Source organism: Bacillus sp. EKM202B (assembly GCF_011066025.1).
GTDB lineage: Bacteria > Bacillota > Bacilli > Bacillales > Bacillaceae_G > Bacillus_A > Bacillus_A toyonensis.
In genome coordinates, this window is the sequence record NZ_JAAMNK010000014.1 from 91,605 (window position 1) to 108,191 (window position 16,587).

General features: G+C 36.1%; 16 protein-coding genes and 1 pseudogene. 13 read left to right on the forward strand and 4 right to left on the reverse strand.

Annotated features, from left to right (window positions below; genetic code table 11):
* Positions 1 to 9: 9 nt before the first annotated feature.
* Positions 10 to 690, reverse strand: a complete 681-nt coding sequence (locus tag G9F74_RS17580; RefSeq protein ID WP_001024476.1) for a FadR/GntR family transcriptional regulator — start codon at positions 688 to 690, stop codon at positions 10 to 12.
* Between the two features lie 161 nt (positions 691 to 851).
* On the reverse strand, positions 852 to 1,847 hold the full coding sequence (locus tag G9F74_RS17585) for a zinc-dependent alcohol dehydrogenase family protein (RefSeq protein WP_080001221.1): 996 nt from the start codon (positions 1,845 to 1,847) through the stop codon (positions 852 to 854).
* Positions 1,848 to 2,061: 214 nt separating this feature from the next.
* Here G9F74_RS17585 and G9F74_RS17590 point away from each other — a divergent pair, with 214 nt between their 5' ends.
* On the forward strand, positions 2,062 to 2,646 hold the full coding sequence (locus G9F74_RS17590) for a hypothetical protein (RefSeq protein ID WP_001034988.1): 585 nt from the start codon (positions 2,062 to 2,064) through the stop codon (positions 2,644 to 2,646).
* A gap of 90 nt (positions 2,647 to 2,736) precedes the next feature.
* On the forward strand, positions 2,737 to 2,982 hold the full coding sequence (locus G9F74_RS17595; protein ID WP_000418550.1) for a hypothetical protein: 246 nt from the start codon (positions 2,737 to 2,739) through the stop codon (positions 2,980 to 2,982).
* 54 nt (positions 2,983 to 3,036) lie between these two features.
* Here the strand turns inward: G9F74_RS17595 and G9F74_RS17600 are convergent, their stop codons facing one another.
* On the reverse strand, positions 3,037 to 3,177 hold the full coding sequence (locus tag G9F74_RS17600) for a YflJ family protein (RefSeq protein WP_000273535.1): 141 nt from the start codon (positions 3,175 to 3,177) through the stop codon (positions 3,037 to 3,039).
* Between the two features lie 153 nt (positions 3,178 to 3,330).
* On the opposite strand from G9F74_RS17600, the gene G9F74_RS17605 reads away from it, so the two are divergent.
* Positions 3,331 to 3,693: a hypothetical protein gene (locus tag G9F74_RS17605; RefSeq protein WP_016107962.1), complete on the forward strand. Its 363-nt coding sequence runs from the start codon at positions 3,331 to 3,333 to the stop codon at positions 3,691 to 3,693.
* A 26-nt stretch (positions 3,694 to 3,719) separates the two neighbouring features.
* Here G9F74_RS17605 and G9F74_RS17610 read toward each other — a convergent pair whose 3' ends face one another.
* Complete coding sequence (locus G9F74_RS17610; protein ID WP_000539550.1) at positions 3,720 to 3,905, reverse strand: YhzD family protein; 186 nt, start codon at positions 3,903 to 3,905, stop codon at positions 3,720 to 3,722.
* A gap of 261 nt (positions 3,906 to 4,166) precedes the next feature.
* On the opposite strand from G9F74_RS17610, the gene G9F74_RS17615 reads away from it, so the two are divergent.
* The 10 genes and pseudogenes from G9F74_RS17615 (at position 4,167) to G9F74_RS17665 (ending at position 16,555) form a co-directional block, all read left to right on the forward strand.
* Positions 4,167 to 5,408 (forward strand): metallophosphoesterase family protein, encoded by a 1,242-nt coding sequence (locus G9F74_RS17615; RefSeq protein ID WP_016107963.1) that lies wholly within the window; start codon positions 4,167 to 4,169, stop codon positions 5,406 to 5,408.
* Positions 5,405 to 8,329 carry an ATP-binding protein gene (locus G9F74_RS17620; protein ID WP_016107964.1) on the forward strand — a complete coding sequence of 975 codons (2,925 nt, stop codon included), beginning with the start codon at positions 5,405 to 5,407 and terminating at the stop codon, positions 8,327 to 8,329. Before G9F74_RS17615 ends, G9F74_RS17620 begins: the two co-directional genes overlap by 4 nt.
* A gap of 41 nt (positions 8,330 to 8,370) precedes the next feature.
* Positions 8,371 to 9,315, forward strand: a complete 945-nt coding sequence (gene yhaM, locus G9F74_RS17625) for a 3'-5' exoribonuclease YhaM (RefSeq protein WP_000726648.1) — start codon at positions 8,371 to 8,373, stop codon at positions 9,313 to 9,315.
* A gap of 601 nt (positions 9,316 to 9,916) precedes the next feature.
* Positions 9,917 to 10,246: a hypothetical protein gene (locus G9F74_RS17630; protein ID WP_000566287.1), complete on the forward strand. Its 330-nt coding sequence runs from the start codon at positions 9,917 to 9,919 to the stop codon at positions 10,244 to 10,246.
* A 794-nt stretch (positions 10,247 to 11,040) separates the two neighbouring features.
* Positions 11,041 to 11,307: pseudogene (locus tag G9F74_RS17635) on the forward strand (AAA family ATPase); the annotation flags it as partial.
* Between the two features lie 545 nt (positions 11,308 to 11,852).
* Positions 11,853 to 12,797, forward strand: coding sequence for a ring-cleaving dioxygenase (locus tag G9F74_RS17645; RefSeq protein WP_016107965.1), 945 nt, complete (start codon positions 11,853 to 11,855; stop codon positions 12,795 to 12,797).
* Positions 12,798 to 12,853: 56 nt separating this feature from the next.
* A complete protein-coding gene (locus tag G9F74_RS17650) occupies positions 12,854 to 13,831 on the forward strand; it encodes a ring-cleaving dioxygenase (protein ID WP_001072582.1) in 978 nt (325 codons plus the stop codon).
* Between the two features lie 266 nt (positions 13,832 to 14,097).
* The gene (locus tag G9F74_RS17655; protein ID WP_016107966.1) at positions 14,098 to 15,192 is read left to right on the forward strand and encodes a response regulator aspartate phosphatase; all 1,095 of its coding nucleotides are present in this window, start codon (positions 14,098 to 14,100) and stop codon (positions 15,190 to 15,192) included.
* Entirely contained in the window at positions 15,192 to 15,440 is a 249-nt protein-coding gene (locus G9F74_RS17660) for a Phr family secreted Rap phosphatase inhibitor (protein ID WP_016107967.1), read from the forward strand. The genes G9F74_RS17655 and G9F74_RS17660 overlap by 1 nt, the downstream gene beginning before the upstream one ends.
* A gap of 242 nt (positions 15,441 to 15,682) precedes the next feature.
* Positions 15,683 to 16,555: an alpha/beta fold hydrolase gene (locus G9F74_RS17665; RefSeq protein ID WP_000819488.1), complete on the forward strand. Its 873-nt coding sequence runs from the start codon at positions 15,683 to 15,685 to the stop codon at positions 16,553 to 16,555.
* Positions 16,556 to 16,587 lie beyond the last annotated feature (32 nt).

Below are 16,587 nucleotides of genomic sequence, written 5' to 3' on the forward strand. Positions count from 1 at the left end.
ATAAGGAGCTTATTTCAGCTCCAAATTTTGAACAACGTATGTTCGAGCCTCTTCGGCATTTTGTTTTAATATAGCTTGGAATAATTTTTCATGAATTTCAGAGTTATCTTCATAGTCAGCTGTATTTAATATTAATTGGCTTAAAATATGACGAAGGGCAGGCACGAAAGATTGATATAAATCAAGTAGAACTTCGTTTTTGCTCGCCGTTGCAATTGCTAAATGAAACTGAATGTCTGCATCTATGTAAGCTACATAATTTCCTTCTCGAAGGGCATTTCTTCTTTTATCCAAATGTCCTTTTAAGTATAAAAGATCCTCTTCGCTTCGGCGCTGTGCCGCTAACATAGCTACTTCTTTATCTAACATATTTCGTGCTTCATACACATGATTAATATTTGCTGCCTGCAATCGTTTTTCAAATGAATCTTGCGTAGTATTTAGTGAGACAATACGAGTACCTTGTCCTTGTCGAACTTCTAAGATACCAGCATGTACTAATATCTTTATGCTTTCTCGCAGCGTCGAACGCCCTACACCTAACTCTTCCATTAATTGGGGCTCTGTAGGGAGGCGATCACCAACTTCGTACTCGCCAGAAAAGATTTTTTCTTGTAGACGTTCCAACACTTCATCGACTAATTTTCGTCGAGAAACTTTTGAAAAAGATTTCTTTTCATTTATATTCATCTGCTCATCTCCTGTTATATTCGCTTTTATAATAACCAATTTAAGTTCTGTTGACAATGTTATTTTTTAGGTGTTTGAAGCGGAATACTAAAATCAGATTTATAAGGCATAAAAAAATCCATTTTGAAAAAAATCAATCAAAATGAATTCTTCAACCGCATTTAATAACTCGTCAAAAATACTTTTCCTTTTGCTTTCTCAGCAGAATGCACAACAGCAACCGCAGTTTTCACATCCGCTAAGTCATACGTAGAATGTACTGTCATAAAACGTAATTTTTTATCCTCAACTAAACGAATTAAGTGACGAAACGTTTCTTGCCATTTATACGGTGACACGTCTGTATTCCAATGTCGTAAATGAAATATGTTAGCATGCACCTTTGCTTTCGTAACAATTTCGGCCCAGTTTACTTGTACGCCTGATAGAAGACCGATAGTTAAAAAGTGTCCATTTGGACGTACACAAAATGCTAATTCATTTCCATCGGATCCTCCAATAGAATCAATCGCAGCATCTGCGCCTATCCCGTTCGTTAACTCCATAACGGTTTCATAAAGCGGAACAGTGGAAGTATCTATTACATATTCAGCACCGAGCTGAAGTAATTTCTCTGTATGTTTACTATTTCTAGTCACTGCAATGAGTCGAAAGTTTAAAATTTGTGATAACTGTGCAAAAAGATGACCTATAGCGGATCCACAAGCGTTTACTAATAAAACGTTATCTCGTTTTAAGTTTAGCGTTTCTGTACACGTAACCCAAGCTGTTAATGGGTTGATGTACATTTGTGCAGCTGTAAAATCATCAATTGAATCGGGAATAAGGATTACAAAATCAGCTGATGTCTTCACATATTCTTGCCAAGTACCTTCCCCGCGTAAAGGTAGCGCGCGTTTACCGATAAGGTCTCTAGAAACACTCGCACCAACATCTTCAACAATACCAACACCTTCATAACCAGGTATGTTAGGTAAAGGGATTCTATGTGCATACGCTCCAGTTACAGGAATTAAGTCAGATGGATTAATCGGTCTAACTAACATACGAACTAGCACTTCATTATCTTTTAATGGTTCTATATTTTTATATTCAACTTGTAATACATCTTTTGGGTTACCAAACTTATGAAATTGAATGCATGTTCCGCGCAAAATAATGGTTCCTCCTTAATGTAGTCAAATGTATTATAGCATTTTTAGCTTGGCTACTTATTTCGTTACATATATAAAAGGGAATAGAAATTTTAAAGAGGGAGTAAACATGAAAAATTAGCCCAATAAAAACTAAAGTTAAAGGCACCCGAACGAGTGCTTTTATTTTGTTTTTACCAATATAATTTAAAGATTATACATAAATGGGGGAGTCAGCATGAATAAAAAGATAATCTGGGGAATTTTAGGGATTGTTGTGATCATGATAGCCCTTGTGAGTATGAATGTATTACAAAAAAATGCCAAAGAAGCAGAGGAAAAGAAGAAACGTGAAGCTAGCTATGTTCAAGCCGCAGCGGAATTTTATAATAATATTGAATTAATGGGATTTGTTGCTGATTTTGTTTTACCGCAATATTCAGAGTCCTGGTCTAAAGCTATTGATGAACGCCGAAATTTTAACATAGCTTTAAATGCTAAGAAAAAATCTCTAAATTCAATGGTGGCTCAATCTTCTGTAATATATAGTGATATGGAAGGGCAATTAAAAACGGTATCTGAAGCTGCGAAAGAAAATCCAAATAAGTACAAAGAACTTTATGATGAATACAAGAAGATGTATGGAATTATTACATCTTTAAAGGAACAAACAGAATCTCCTAGTGGAACTCTGATAACGTTTAATCAAAATGCAAACATGTTATTCCAAGAATACAAGAAATATAAAGGGAATATTGATGTGGCTATATCAGAGGATATAAAAAATGAAGTAGAGAAGATTCAAGAAAAAAACAAAAAATAATCGCAAAATAAAATATATGGCCTAAAAAGAACAATTTTAAATTCTATTATATAATGAGGGCTTTAAAAGTTTGTAATGGGGGAATTATAGATGGAGCTATTTAAAGGTAAAGTTGTTTGTCCAAGATGTGATGGGAATGGTCTCGTTTGTAAAGTTGAAATAAAAGACATTGATAAAGTTGTATATGTTTGTGATGAATGTGACGCAACGTGGTTACATAAGGATAGGTTTGGGATGAATAATTTTGTGAACTACGAGACGTTTCTTAGAGAAAATTCATTGTCTTATATGGAGGCTAATGTTGTTCGTTTAGGCTATGATTGGTACAAAGGATAAGCGATTTTTCAAATAGAAGAAGCTACTTTTAAAGTAGCTTCTTCTATTTGTCTATTAAGCCGAAGCCTTCTTCATTCTCTCAAGTAAACTAGATAAAATATGCGTACGATAAGATTCTAGTTTTTTACCTTCATAAGTACGGATACCTAATTTTTTAAGTTCTTTTACATACCAACCTTTGCTTCCGAAATACATGTGATCGCTCCCCTTCAACTTTGTTTTATTTGTTCTGATTGTACTTGGAGGTACAGGTAATATAATGAAGGAAATGAATTTCGTGCGAAAATGGTTAACTTTGTTGCAAAAGACATATATACTAAAGGTAGTATATAACGAGGTGGGCAAGACGTGATTATAGAGAAGCACGAAATTCAAATTGACCAAATTACGAGCGGTAAAGTGAATATCTTTACTTTCTATAGAAATAGAAAGCAAATTGATGATGATTTTTTACGTTTACAAGAACCATCGCTTACAGCAAACTACTTCTTCCATTTTCATTTTGATGCAGAGAGCTTACACCTTCTGCAGGAAGAGTTTCCGGGCATATATCCGTACGACGGTAGTGAAACGATTCATAACTGGACGGAAAAGATGAAGGCAGAATTGCAACATCAGATCCAAACAGGTAAATGGAATAAACGCGTACGTATCGGTAATCGCATTCTAGATGTGGAGTTTACGTGGTGCGACGAAGATATAGTAGAGTGAAAAAGAAGCGGATGACGCTTCTTTTTTTAGCGCTGGAATAAAACGAGCTTACCTGCAGAAGATGTGCAGCGATGTGTTTTTTCGTGCAATCCTTTTTCTTGCAAAATAGATTCACCTTTTGCTTTCGCTTCTTTTTCAGTTGCCGCCTCAAATGATTCGTCCAATGCTTTTGAACCATCTTTTTCAAAGACTGTTAGAACGTATACTCCCATGAAAATTCCCTCCAAAAATTAAAATCAGAATCTTATAACTATTTTGGCATAAATCACTAGAATATGCAAAGAAATATATGACATTGCATGTTACAATAAAGTGACACTTTAATAAGCAGGGGAGTTTTTCATCCCCTGCTTATTATTAGTGGAACCAATCGGGTATTTAAGGGCAGTTAACTTTCAGATTGCCTTCTTTGCCTATTGCCCGTTAGTACGGGATAAAATGAAACTTTTGAAATATAGAAAGGATCGTTATTTGTGAAACAAGTGAAGTTTATACATGCGGCTGATTTGCATTTGGATAGTCCGTTTAAAGGGATGGAAATGAATGTACCGCAGTCTGTTTGGGAGAGAATGAAGCAAAGTACGTTTGAATCGTTCGAACGTATTATTGATAAAGCGATTCAAGAGCGCGTTGATTTCGTATTACTAGCCGGGGATTTGTATGATGCGGAGACGCGAAGTTTGCGGGCGCAAGTGTTTGTGCGTGAGCAAATGAAGAGACTTTCGCAGTACGATATCCCTGTTTTTATTATTCATGGTAACCATGACCATTTAGGGGGGAGCTGGGCTGCAATTGAGTTTCCAGAAAATGTTCATGTGTTTACGGAGCCTTATGTAGAAGAGAAATCATTTTATAAAAATGGTGAACTGTTAGCTTCTATTTACGGATTTAGTTATTTGCAGCAAGCGGTAACGGATAATATGACAGCGCAGTATACGAAAATGAGTGATGCACCTTTTCATATTGGCATGCTTCATGGAAGTGTGGAAGGAGATGCAGAGCATAATCGCTACGCACCGTTTCAAATTCGTGAGCTGAAAGAAAAGCAGTTTGACTATTGGGCTCTTGGCCATATACATAAACGTGAAATTTTATCAGAAGAGCCGTACATTATTTATTCAGGTAACATACAAGGGCGTCATCGTAAAGAGACAGGGGAAAAGGGTGCGTACCTTATTGAACTTACGAAACAAGGAACGCATTGCTCATTTTTCCATACGGCAGATGTTGTATGGGATGAAATAGAAGTGAATATTGATGGACTTGAAACTGTTGATGAAATTATGACGAGCATATCTACTGCGATGAATGAGTGCCGAAGAGAAGAGGGAGGGACGCTTTTAACTGTCGTATTCACAGGGCAGGGCCCACTTTCTCCTTATTTGCGTGACGAAAAGCGTGTGGAAGAGATTTTTCACATTTTAGCATCTGGAGAAGAGCGAAAAGATTTCGTATATGCGATGAAATGGAAAAATGAGACGGTTTCTTTTGCAGAAATAGAGCGTTTGAAAGAAGAAAATCATTTTGTCGGTAGTGTACTGAAAGAGTTAGAAGCTTTCACAAATATGGACGGCGTGTTGCGCACCATTTGGACATCTCCTGTAGCGCGTAATAGTATTGAATCTTTTACAGAAGAAGAGAAGAAAGAGATTCAAAAGGAAGCGGAAAATATTATTTTAGAACAATTATTCCAGCAAGAGAGGGATAAGAAATGAGAATGGAAAAACTCCATATTTATGGATACGGAAAATTAGAAAATGTGGAAATGGATCTGTCGATGCTGACGGTGTTGTACGGTGAAAATGAAGCGGGGAAATCGACAATTCGCTCATTTATGAAAAGTATTCTGTTCGGTTTTCCGACGAGAGGACAGCGCCGTTATGAGCCGAAAGAAGGCGGAAAGTATGGTGGTGCAGTTACTGTACAAACAGAGAAGTACGGCCGTTTGAAAATTGAACGATTACCAAAGACGGCAGCTGGTGAGGTGACCGTTTATTTTGAAGATGGAAAAACGGGCGGCGAGGAAATTTTACACGATATATTAAGCGGGATGAATGAAAGTTTATTTGAATCTGTTTTTTCTTTTGATATGCATGGGTTGCAAAATATTCATCAGCTTGGTGAAGCGGATATCGGAAATTATTTATTTTCGGCAAGCGCAGTTGGAAGCGATGCGTTATTACAGCTCGATAAAAAGCTAGAGAAAGAAATGGATCAGCGCTTTAAGCCGAGTGGTCGTAAGCCAGAGATTAATATGTCACTGCAAGAGATGAAGAAGCTTGAAGAGAAGATGAAAGAGTGGCAAGGGAAAATTGGCACGTATGAAAAACAGGTCGAGCAGTTAAAAGAGGATGAAGAGAAGCTTGCCTCTGTTCGTGCGGAGAAGGAGAACGCGGAAAAGCGAAAGCAAGATTATGAAATATTAGCAGCGCTTGAGCCTCTCGTTATTGAAAAGCATGCGCATGAGAAAGTGTTAGAATATGAAAAAAGGCAATTTCCTGTAAACGGAACGGCGCGCTATGAAGCGATAAAGGCGAAGATGGAGCCGCTTCAATTACAAGTTGATTCGCTCCATAAGAAAATAGAGACAGTGCAATCGGAAATTGCCTCGATTCAAATAGATGAAGAGTTTTTACAAAAAGAAAGTTATGTAGAAGAACTTCGCATGCAGCATATGTCGTATGAAAATGCACGCCAAGAAATGCGAGATATGACGGGGAATATTGCGAATATAAAAGAAGAAATAGCAGAATTAGAGCAACAAATTGGTGCTACTTTTGAAAAAGAAACAGTTCTTTCGTTTGATATGAGTTTGGCAACGAAAGAGCTAATTACACAAACAGTGCAAAAAGCGCGCGAATTAGAAACGCAAAAAGCACAGCTCGATGATCGCTTCAAAGTAGCGCAAGAGCAGTTAGAAGAACAAGAAGAAAATATAAGACAGATCAAGAAACAAATGTTAGCTGATGAAGAGCGTGCTACATTAGCTGAGAAAGAAAAATCGTTCCAAGACGCGGCGTTTATCGGTATGGGTGCGGATAGAATGAAGCGTAAGTATGAGGAAAAAGTAGGAGTGGCTACGCAAAAGAAAAAGCAGTGGCAAAGAGTTTGTCTTCTGTTACTTCTTATTAACACAGGTGTTTTATTCACGAGCTTATTTATAGATAACCGCCAGCTTTTATTTATTAGTGTCATTGTTTTTGTAGGGATTGTTCTCGCCCTTGTTTTATATAAAGATCCGTCAAGCGGATTACAAGAAGAGCTTCTTACTCTTCAGCAAAGTGCTGGCGGAAGACAAAGTGAAGAAGCGATGTCCGTTCGCTATCAATTAGAAAAAGATGAAGAGATCCGTAAGCTATTTGAGCGCGAGTCATATAAGTTACAGCAAATGGAACGAGCTTATGATAAAGTCGTTTCATCGTATGAGGAATGGGAGAGAGAAACGTTCCGCGCAGGAGAACAAGTCGATGCGTATAAATCGCGCTATATGTTCCCTGAATTTTATACGTATGCACACATATTGCCGGCATTTGAGCGGATTGAAAAAATGCAGCAACTGTATCGTGAAGTAGAGAAACAAAGCACGCGGAAATCTTCATTATATGAAATGATTTCGCACTTTGAACATAAACTAGAAACTGTTATCGGTAGCGCGGAGTATAATAAGCTGCACGAGGCACAAAGTCGTATGCAAAATGAGAAAGAAAAGCGCCAAACTTGTAAGCAACTAAAAGAGAAGCTGACGGAATGGCAAGAAGAATATGAGTTCATGCAAGAGCAATTGAAACAGCTACTAGTAGAACGAGATAGTTTGTGGCATATTGCAGAGGTTACAGATGAAGAGATGTTTTTAGAAGCAGGTAAACTGGCAGAGAAATGTGAAGATGCAGAGAAACAAGTGGGGCGTTTATTACCGCAAATTGAGCTTTTAGAGCAGCGTTTAACGAGTTTGTCATTAGCTGAACATTATGAAGCTGAAGGTTATGAGGAAAAATTAAAGCGAGAAATGACAGTCGTGCGAAACTGTCTTGCAAAAGAGAAAGAACTGACAGAGCGCATTGCGAAACATCGTATGGAAATTGAGAATTTAGAAGAAGGCAGTACGTACGGTGATTTAATGCATGAATGGGAAATGAAAAAAGCGCAAGTGCGCGAACAAGTGAAAAAGTGGGCTGCTTATGCGGCAGCAAAGACGGTGTTAACGAAAACGAAGCAATACTATCATGAGGTACATTTGCCTCGTATTTTACAAAAATCAGAAGAGTATTTCGTCTATTTAACGGGCGGGCGCTATAGTAAAATCTTTTCACCGTCAGAGGCGGAGCCGTTCATTGTTGAACGTAACGACGGTATACGTTTTTACAGTCATGAACTAAGCCAAGCGACAGCGGAGCAATTGTATTTATCGTTACGATTTGCATTAGCGAAAACATTTGAGCATGATTATCCATTTATTATTGACGATAGTTTCGTGCATTTTGATGTGGTAAGGACGAATCGAACGATTGAACTAATAAAGGAAATTGCGAAAGATAGACAAGTCATCTTCTTTACATGTCATGCGCATTTGTTAACGTATTTCACAGAAGAACAGATTATAAAATTAACGCATAAGCGTAAAGAAAATGAGTTGTAGTGTGCTATACTAAAAGTAACTGATTTGGTGGAGGAATTCGAATGAAAAAGAAAATTGCAGAATATGAAGTTGGTGAACAAGTCGATGTTTTCTTGTTAATTAAAACAGCGACAAAAGGTCTCGCAAGTAATGGAAAGCCGTTTTTAACAGTAATTTTACAAGATCCAAGTGGAGATATTGAAGCGAAGCTATGGGATGTATCACCGGAAGTTGAGAAACAATATGTAGCAGAAACAATCGTTAAAGTAGCTGGAGATATTTTAAACTATAAAGGACGTATTCAATTACGTGTGAAACAAATTCGAGTTGCGAATGAAAATGAAGTAACAGATATCTCGGACTTTGTAGAAAAAGCACCAGTGAAAAAAGAAGATATGGTTGAGAAAATTACGCAATACATATTTGAAATGAGAAACCCGAACATTCAACGTCTAACAAGACATTTATTAAATAAGCATCAAAATGAGTTTTTAGAATATCCAGCAGCGACGAAAAATCATCACGAGTTCGTATCTGGACTAGCTTATCACGTTGTATCGATGCTAGATTTAGCAAAAGCTATCTCGGCTCTATACCCATCGTTAGATAAAGACTTACTATATGCAGGCGTTATTTTACATGATCTTGGTAAAGTAATTGAGCTATCTGGTCCAATTTCTACAACGTATACGTTAGAAGGAAATTTACTAGGCCACATTTCTATAATGGTGAACGAAATTGGGAAAGCAGCAGACGAATTGCAAATTGATGCAGAAGAAGTATTAATTCTTCAGCACATCGTCCTTTCTCACCACGGAAAAGCAGAATGGGGTAGCCCAAAACCACCATTAGTAAAAGAAGCAGAAATTCTGCATTACATTGACAACTTAGATGCAAAAATGAACATGATGGACCGCGCATTAGGACGTACAAAACCAGGCGAATACACAGAGCGTGTCTTCGCACTTGATAATCGTTCGTTCTATAAACCGACGTTCCATAATTAAGATTGTAAATAGAATGGCCTCATTAAGCGTTAAAAGCTTAGTGAGGCTGTTTTTGTATTAAAAATTAAATGAAATAGTTAAGAAGTACGCATGGGGTTAACGAAGAACGATTAAAACATATCTCACCACTAGAATGGGAGCATATCAACTTTAATATGGCAGATACTGAGAATCGCTTCAGCCTGTACAATAGGCCTAAAAATAAGAGTTGAAATTTGTTTAGCATATATTTTTGTTAAAAGGTGGGAGGGATCCCTATATAAAAAAGACACCCTAAGGTGCCTTTCCTCGACTAGATCGGAGTACCGCCAGCATTTCAGAAAAAATATGCTAAGCAAAAAATACAATAAGCTGTCCATATGGGCAGCTTATTTACATAATTCTCGTTCTCGGAAGTTGATCTTGTAGCGTTCTTTCTCGTAATTCACTATGTTTTCCAAAGAAAATAGTGAAAGGCAAGGCGCTGAATACATTTACAAAATGACAAAACTGTAAGAATACACGAATGTTTGTAAGAAAGTTCGATGTTTTCCTTTTTCTTTTTTTATTATAGTGAAAAAGAAGAACGAAATATTCTCTTATGTAGGAAAGGAAGATAATAATGATTGATCTATTAAATAAATGGATGTTAGAAAGTACAGGCAATTTCAATATCGTTGTAGGACTTACAGCACTTCTATTTTTGGGTTCAGTAATTGCACTTATTATTATTTACAAAAAAATTGGTAAACCATATGAAAGAACAAATGCTATTTATTTAAAAATTACTTCTCGTATGTTTACTATTCAGATTCTAATGAATGCTATATTTATTTCTTTAGTTGGTAAAGATATTGAGAATTTCCGTCAAATCTTTATATTATTTGAAGCTTTTGTATTCTTTATTGGAGCTATTTATTCGTTTAAATTATATAAACAGGAATGCAAATAATTCACTTATAAGAAACAATAAAAAATGTAAACTTTTCATTTTTAGTTAACTGTATATTCTATACATATGGGGTTAACATAACGTCTCATTATGAGGAGTCAATCTATCTAGAAACCTAGAAAAGCCCCTTCAGATTTTCTCAAGGGGATTTTCGTTCATATAATCAGTGTTATCGGTAGTTAGGTCTCTTTAGTTGAATGGGAATATTTTGATCCAGTAGAAGAACGCAAAACCTCCAGCTACAAATAAAGCAGCTAAAATGAATGTTATTAGAGGTATTTTATTTTTCATACTTCCCTCCCCTTTTTCCTAATTGTACCATTTAGAGGAAGTGATATGTTGTATAATTTTGGTTGTATATGATATTCATGTAAGGTTAACATAACGTCTTATTATCGGTAGCAAGGACAAGGAGGAACCCCTATTCTCACAAGGGAACTTCCTTTTTTTTGTTTTATGGATCTATGCATTTTTTAATACATTCCTATCCTGGAGCGGCTTTAGAGTCCTCGTTTGTTGCTGAATTAGCTGAAAAACTGTACTTGCATACTCTTAGCGTGTTTTTTCAAAAATGCTGGCGATATCCTAAATCCATCAACTTATGGATTTTATAATGTCCTCAAACCAAGAACCTCGCGTGTTTTTAGTCCAAGAACGTTAGTTATTAGATCTTAAAAGAACAGCCCTTCAAAATAAGGGATAGCACTAACAAAATCTATATTTTCTAGTTTATGGGAAATGTTTATTGTGATAAAATATCAGAAAAATCAAATAACATAAAGGGGATAAGGAATATGAACATATTAGAAAAAATTAAAGAAAACGTTTCAAAGGTTATTGTAGGAAAGGAAGGAGTAATTGATTTAGCGATGATGGCATTAGTTGCAAATGGACATGTTTTATTAGAAGACGTACCAGGAACAGGGAAAACAACATTAGCCAAAACTCTTGCGAAAAGTATTGATGGGGCTTTTTAGCGTGTTCAATTTACATCGGATACGTTGCCGAGTGATGTAGTAGGATTAGAATACTTTGATATGAAAGAAAGTGATTTTAAAACGAGTAGGCTATGCACCAGAAGATCTTCTCTGAGTTAGTATCTCTCATTTGTGGTAGGAAGAAAAATAATATAACTCCTTATCGCCATCAGATTAAGAATTTCATTATTCTCCAAAACGACAAAAGTACACTGAATTCTCATAAACAACCAACTGTGGTGAGATAAAATTTTTGTTTTGGGGCATGGGGAGCCTGGAGTCTTTAGCTTGATAGTGATGTGACGCTATCCCACATAGAGATTAATGATTTTACACCCTAAATGTTATTTAACTAAAAAAATATCTCAAATTCGAGATTTTTCACTTGCTTTTTAATCACTTGAGATGTAAAGTGATAGTAACGAAAGCAAATGAGTCATATGAAAAACATACACTCAGTTGTTTTCGTCTTACACAGTAAAATAATGTATGAATGAATTCAATGCAGCTTATTTAGTAAAAACTACGACTAAGTTATAAAAACATAATGAGAATAAATTGAAAAGCTAAGAAGCATATTATTTTTTTCGTTATCACTTGACTAGTAAAATGAAACGGAGGAATGACCGATGTATGAAATTAAAGGGCATCATCACATTTCAATGGTTACGAAAAACGCAAATGAAAATAATCACTTTTATAAAAACGTGCTTGGTTTACGTCGTGTGAAAATGACGGTAAATCAAGACGATCCGTCAATGTATCACTTATTTTACGGAGATAAAACAGGAAGCCCAGGTACGGAATTATCGTTTTTTGAAATTCCTTTAGTAGGAAAAACATATCGTGGTACGAATGCGATTACTCGAATTGGATTACTCGTTCCGTCAGAGGACAGTTTGCAATACTGGAAAGAACGATTTGAGGAATTTGGTGTGGAACATAGTGAAATGACAACATATGCAAATCGTCCTGCTTTGCAATTTGAGGATGCTGAAGGACTTCGTTTCGTACTACTCGTTTCAAACGGCGAAAAAGTGAAGCATTGGGAAACATGGGAGAAATCAGAAGTTCCTGCAAAGCATCAAATTCAAGGAATGGGTGCTGTGGAAATGACAGTGCGTAGACTTGATAAAATGGCGAGTACACTTACAGAGATGTTTGGTTATACAGAGGTTAGCCGAAATGACGAAGAAGCAATTTTTCAGTCTATTAAAGGAGAGGCCTTTGGCGAAATCGTTGTGAAATATTTGGACGGTCCATCTGAAAAACCGGGCCGCGGTAGCATTCACCATTTAGCGATTCGTGTGAAAAACGATGCAGAGCTTGCTTATTGGGAAGAACAGGTGAAACAAAGAGGTTTCCATTCTTCAGGAATCATTGACCGCTTCTATTTTAAAAGCTTATATTTCCGTGAATCAAACGGAATTCTATTTGAAATTGCGACAGATGGACCAGGATTTACAGTTGACGGAGATGTGGAGCATTTAGGAGAAAAACTTGATTTACCACCGTTCTTAGAAGATCAGCGAGCAGAAATTGAAGCAAATTTAGCTCCGATTGAAGAGAAGTAATAGAAGAAAAAAATACAACCTTAATATATAAATGAAAACCATTGGAGGAATATAAAATGAACCAATTAAAAGGAATTCACCACGTTACAGCGATTACGAGTAGTGCAGAAAAGAACTATGAATTTTTCACTCATGTTTTAGGAATGCGTTTAGTTAAAAAAACGGTAAACCAAGATGATATTCAAACGTACCATTTATTCTTTGCAGATGATAAAGGTAGTGCCGGGACAGATATGACATTCTTTGACTTCCCAGGTGTTCCAAAAGGAGTACACGGTACAAATGAAATTTCAAAAACTTCATTCCGCGTTCCAACTGATGCAGCATTATCATATTGGGTGAAACGCTTTGACCGTCTTGAAGTGGAACATACAGGAATTAAAGAGCAATTTGGTAAGAAAACTCTTTCTTTCGTTGATTTTGATGATCAACACTATCAATTAATCTCGGATGAACTTGATAAAGGGATAGAATCAGGTACACCGTGGCAAAACGGTCCAGTTCCATTAGAATATGCAATTACTGGTTTAGGACCTGTATTCATTCGTATTGCGAACTTTAGCTTCTTTAAAGAAGTGTTAGAAAAAGTTCTATTATTTAAAGAGATTGCGCAAGAAGGAGAATTCTATTTATTTGAAGTGAACGAAGGTGGAAACGGTGCATCTGTCATTGTAGAACATAATACAGTTCTTCCTGAAGCACAACAAGGTTTTGGTACAGTGCACCATGCTGCATTCCGCGTAGAAGATCGTGCGGTATTAGAAGAATGGATTGAAAGAATAGGTAGCGTTGGTCTCCCTTCATCTGGTTATGTAAACCGTCACTTCTTCGAGTCATTATACGCAAGAGTGGCACCGCAAATTTTATTTGAATTCGCAACAGACGGCCCAGGGTTTATGGGAGATGAGCCATACGAAACACTTGGAGAAAAATTATCTTTACCTCCATTCCTAGAGCCAAAACGTGAAGAAATTGAAAAATTAGTTCGTCCAATTGATACAGTGAGAAGTACGAAGGAATTTATTAAAGAGTAAAAATGTACGTTGCTGTTTAGATATAATAAGTAGAAGAGCAAGTAGTTTTAGCGAATAGCTGAAATTGCTTGCTTTTTATTTGGTCTATAAAGTTTTCTGATAAATGTTTCTCAAGTTTTTGAAATAGAAATATTTGGTATAATGATTTTAAATTATAAATTTTCTGATAATTATTTTTCAATACATAGAAAAGAGGTGATAATATACAATTTGGATAATTGTATAAATATCCCAAATTTATAATTTGGCAAGGGAGAGGCGAAAGTATGGGAACGAATATAGTAACGAAGGAGCAAATGAAACATTCTTTAGATGATTGGTATCGTGTAATGTTGCAGCAACAAATAGAGCAAGTTACGGAAATGAAAGAGGAGATTGATAGTAAGATTAGTGGTTTGGAAGTGGATCAAGATGTATTACTTTATCATGCGTTATTGAACTTTAGATACGATGCATTAGTTGATTGGATTGGGGTTAGAGAAGATAGTTTTGATAAAGTGGAATCTTTCGAAATTCCGACAGAAGGCTTTTTAGCGTATTACTATCACTTCTTTAAAGGATTTCATTGTACATTAATTTCAAATTATAACGAAGCGAAAGAACAGTATGAACAAGCTGAGAAGTTATTGAAATATATTGCAGATCCGATAGAGCATGCGGAGTTTAATTATCGAATGGGGAATTTTTATTACCAAAAATATGACCAAGTTCATGCAATAGATTACTTGAATAGAGCCAAAGCGGCATTTTTGAAATATCCAGGCTATGAAATAAAAGTAGGGTTATGTGAAAATGCTTTTGGGCTATGTTGCGTAGACATAGATCACTATGAATTAGCGGAAGAGAACTTTAATGCTGCTATGGAAGTATTGCAAAAAGCAAATCAAAAAAAATATATGCTAATGGTTCGACATAATTTAGCTTGGCTTTATGCCAGTCAAAACCTTTCAGAATTAGCGATTCGCCATATATCTGAGGTGACAAAAAATTACCCAGAACATTTTAAAGCCTTGTTTGTAGAAGCACGTGAACATTACAAATTAGGAGAATATAATTTAGCGAATCCAATTGTTGAAAAAGGTTTAAATATTTGTATTGATTTAGGCGAAAAAGAATTTCAACATCGGTTTAAAATTTTGAAAGAACTCAATGGAAATTCTTCTATATCAATTATTGAAGATGTAATTTTAAAAGGCCTTTCTTATTTTGAGAGAGAAAGATTATGGGATTGTATTCAAGAATACACTGAAATTTTAGCAATGAAATTTTATGAAGTTGATGATCATGTTAAGGCAAGTAAATATTTTTATATGAATAATAAGGCTCAAAAAAATATATTGGAAAAGGGAGCGTTAAAATAATGAAGAAATTTCGTTTAGCTATTGTTGGGGCTGCATTAGTAGGGGTATTATCAATTGGATTCAATAGTTCTTTTACAAATCAAGCTGTAAATATAGGGGACACGGGAGGAGCACCAGCAAGACCAGACTACGTTAATATAGGAGACACAGGAGGGGCGCCAGCAAGACCAGACTACGTTAACATTGGAGACACGGGTGGAGCACCTGCAGATAATAAAGGTGACGGCGGCGGAGTAAGCCAACTATAATAAAAATAAAGAAGGGACTTCATATGGAAGTCCCTTCTTTATTTTTTGGCCATGCAGAGAAAAGAATTGACTTACTTTTAATATGTAACTATAATAGTTACAAAGTAACCATCAGTAATAGAGATGAGTTATATTTTTTTAATATAATTGTAACTGATTTAGTTACAATTAAAAAATCAATCATAAAACAACCAAAAAATGTAAAAACTTTAAATAGCAACATGAGAAAGGAGACGGAAATTTTGAAACGGTTTAAGTTTTATATGATTAGCGGTATTGTGCTCGTTTTGTTAGTAGTATGTAACTTCGTCGATAAGCCGATTGCGAAGGTTAGAGAAGTGAAAGATACTGTTATGATGAAGCTGAATACGAAAGAGAGTATGGCACAGATTGATGGGCAGACGATTTACTTTAAGCAAATTGGTGAGGGGAAGCCGCCTTTACTTATGCTTCATGGATTTGGTGGTTCTTCAGATGGGTTTAGTGATATTTATCCGGAACTTGCGAGAGATCATACGATTATTGCAGTTGATATTTTAGGATTTGGGCGTTCTTCTAAGCCGGTTGATTTTCAGTATTCGTTTCCTGCGCAAGTGAATTTATATTATAAGTTAATGAAGAAGCTCGGATACGATCAGTTTGCGGTATTTGGTCATTCGATGGGGGGAGAGATGTCCCTTAATTTAGCGTATTTATATCCGGACGCAGTGACACATCTCGTTTTGGCGGATTCTACAGGAATCGAGTCTTTCCAGCAAAAAGAAAGTTATGAAGTGTCGCCCCTATCAACGGATCTTCAAACAGTAACAGAGATTACGGATTATAATAAAAATGAAGTGAAAAATAGTCGTGATGATAAAGAGCATTACGATCAGCTTACGAAAATGAGAGAGCGCCGCATTGCGATGGAGGCCGATAAAATTAAAGTACCGACTTTAATTATATGGGGACGACATGATAAGAGCGTTTCTTGGAAAAACGGTGAGCTGTATCATCAGTTATTTACAAATAGTACATTTCATATTATTGAAAAAGGATACCATGCTCCGTTCCGCCAAGAGCCAATCGAATTTATGGAATATGTACAAGCATTTTTCTCAAAGCATCCACAATAAAAAGTTTTTAAGCATAAATCCACTTCTTTCCT

Coding starts and splice junctions, on each gene's coding strand:
- G9F74_RS17580 (WP_001024476.1), bottom strand. CDS start 690: ATGAATATAAATGAAAAGAAATCTTTTTCAAAAGTTTCTCGACGAAAA.
- G9F74_RS17590 (WP_001034988.1), top strand. CDS start 2,062: ATGAATAAAAAGATAATCTGGGGAATTTTAGGGATTGTTGTGATCATG.
- G9F74_RS17595 (WP_000418550.1), top strand. CDS start 2,737: ATGGAGCTATTTAAAGGTAAAGTTGTTTGTCCAAGATGTGATGGGAAT.
- G9F74_RS17600 (WP_000273535.1), bottom strand. CDS start 3,177: ATGTATTTCGGAAGCAAAGGTTGGTATGTAAAAGAACTTAAAAAATTA.
- G9F74_RS17610 (WP_000539550.1), bottom strand. CDS start 3,905: ATGGGAGTATACGTTCTAACAGTCTTTGAAAAAGATGGTTCAAAAGCA.
- G9F74_RS17620 (WP_016107964.1), top strand. CDS start 5,405: ATGAGAATGGAAAAACTCCATATTTATGGATACGGAAAATTAGAAAAT.
- yhaM (WP_000726648.1), top strand. CDS start 8,371: ATGAAAAAGAAAATTGCAGAATATGAAGTTGGTGAACAAGTCGATGTT.
- G9F74_RS17630 (WP_000566287.1), top strand. CDS start 9,917: ATGATTGATCTATTAAATAAATGGATGTTAGAAAGTACAGGCAATTTC.
- G9F74_RS17645 (WP_016107965.1), top strand. CDS start 11,853: ATGTATGAAATTAAAGGGCATCATCACATTTCAATGGTTACGAAAAAC.
- G9F74_RS17650 (WP_001072582.1), top strand. CDS start 12,854: ATGAACCAATTAAAAGGAATTCACCACGTTACAGCGATTACGAGTAGT.
- G9F74_RS17655 (WP_016107966.1), top strand. CDS start 14,098: ATGGGAACGAATATAGTAACGAAGGAGCAAATGAAACATTCTTTAGAT.
- G9F74_RS17660 (WP_016107967.1), top strand. CDS start 15,192: ATGAAGAAATTTCGTTTAGCTATTGTTGGGGCTGCATTAGTAGGGGTA.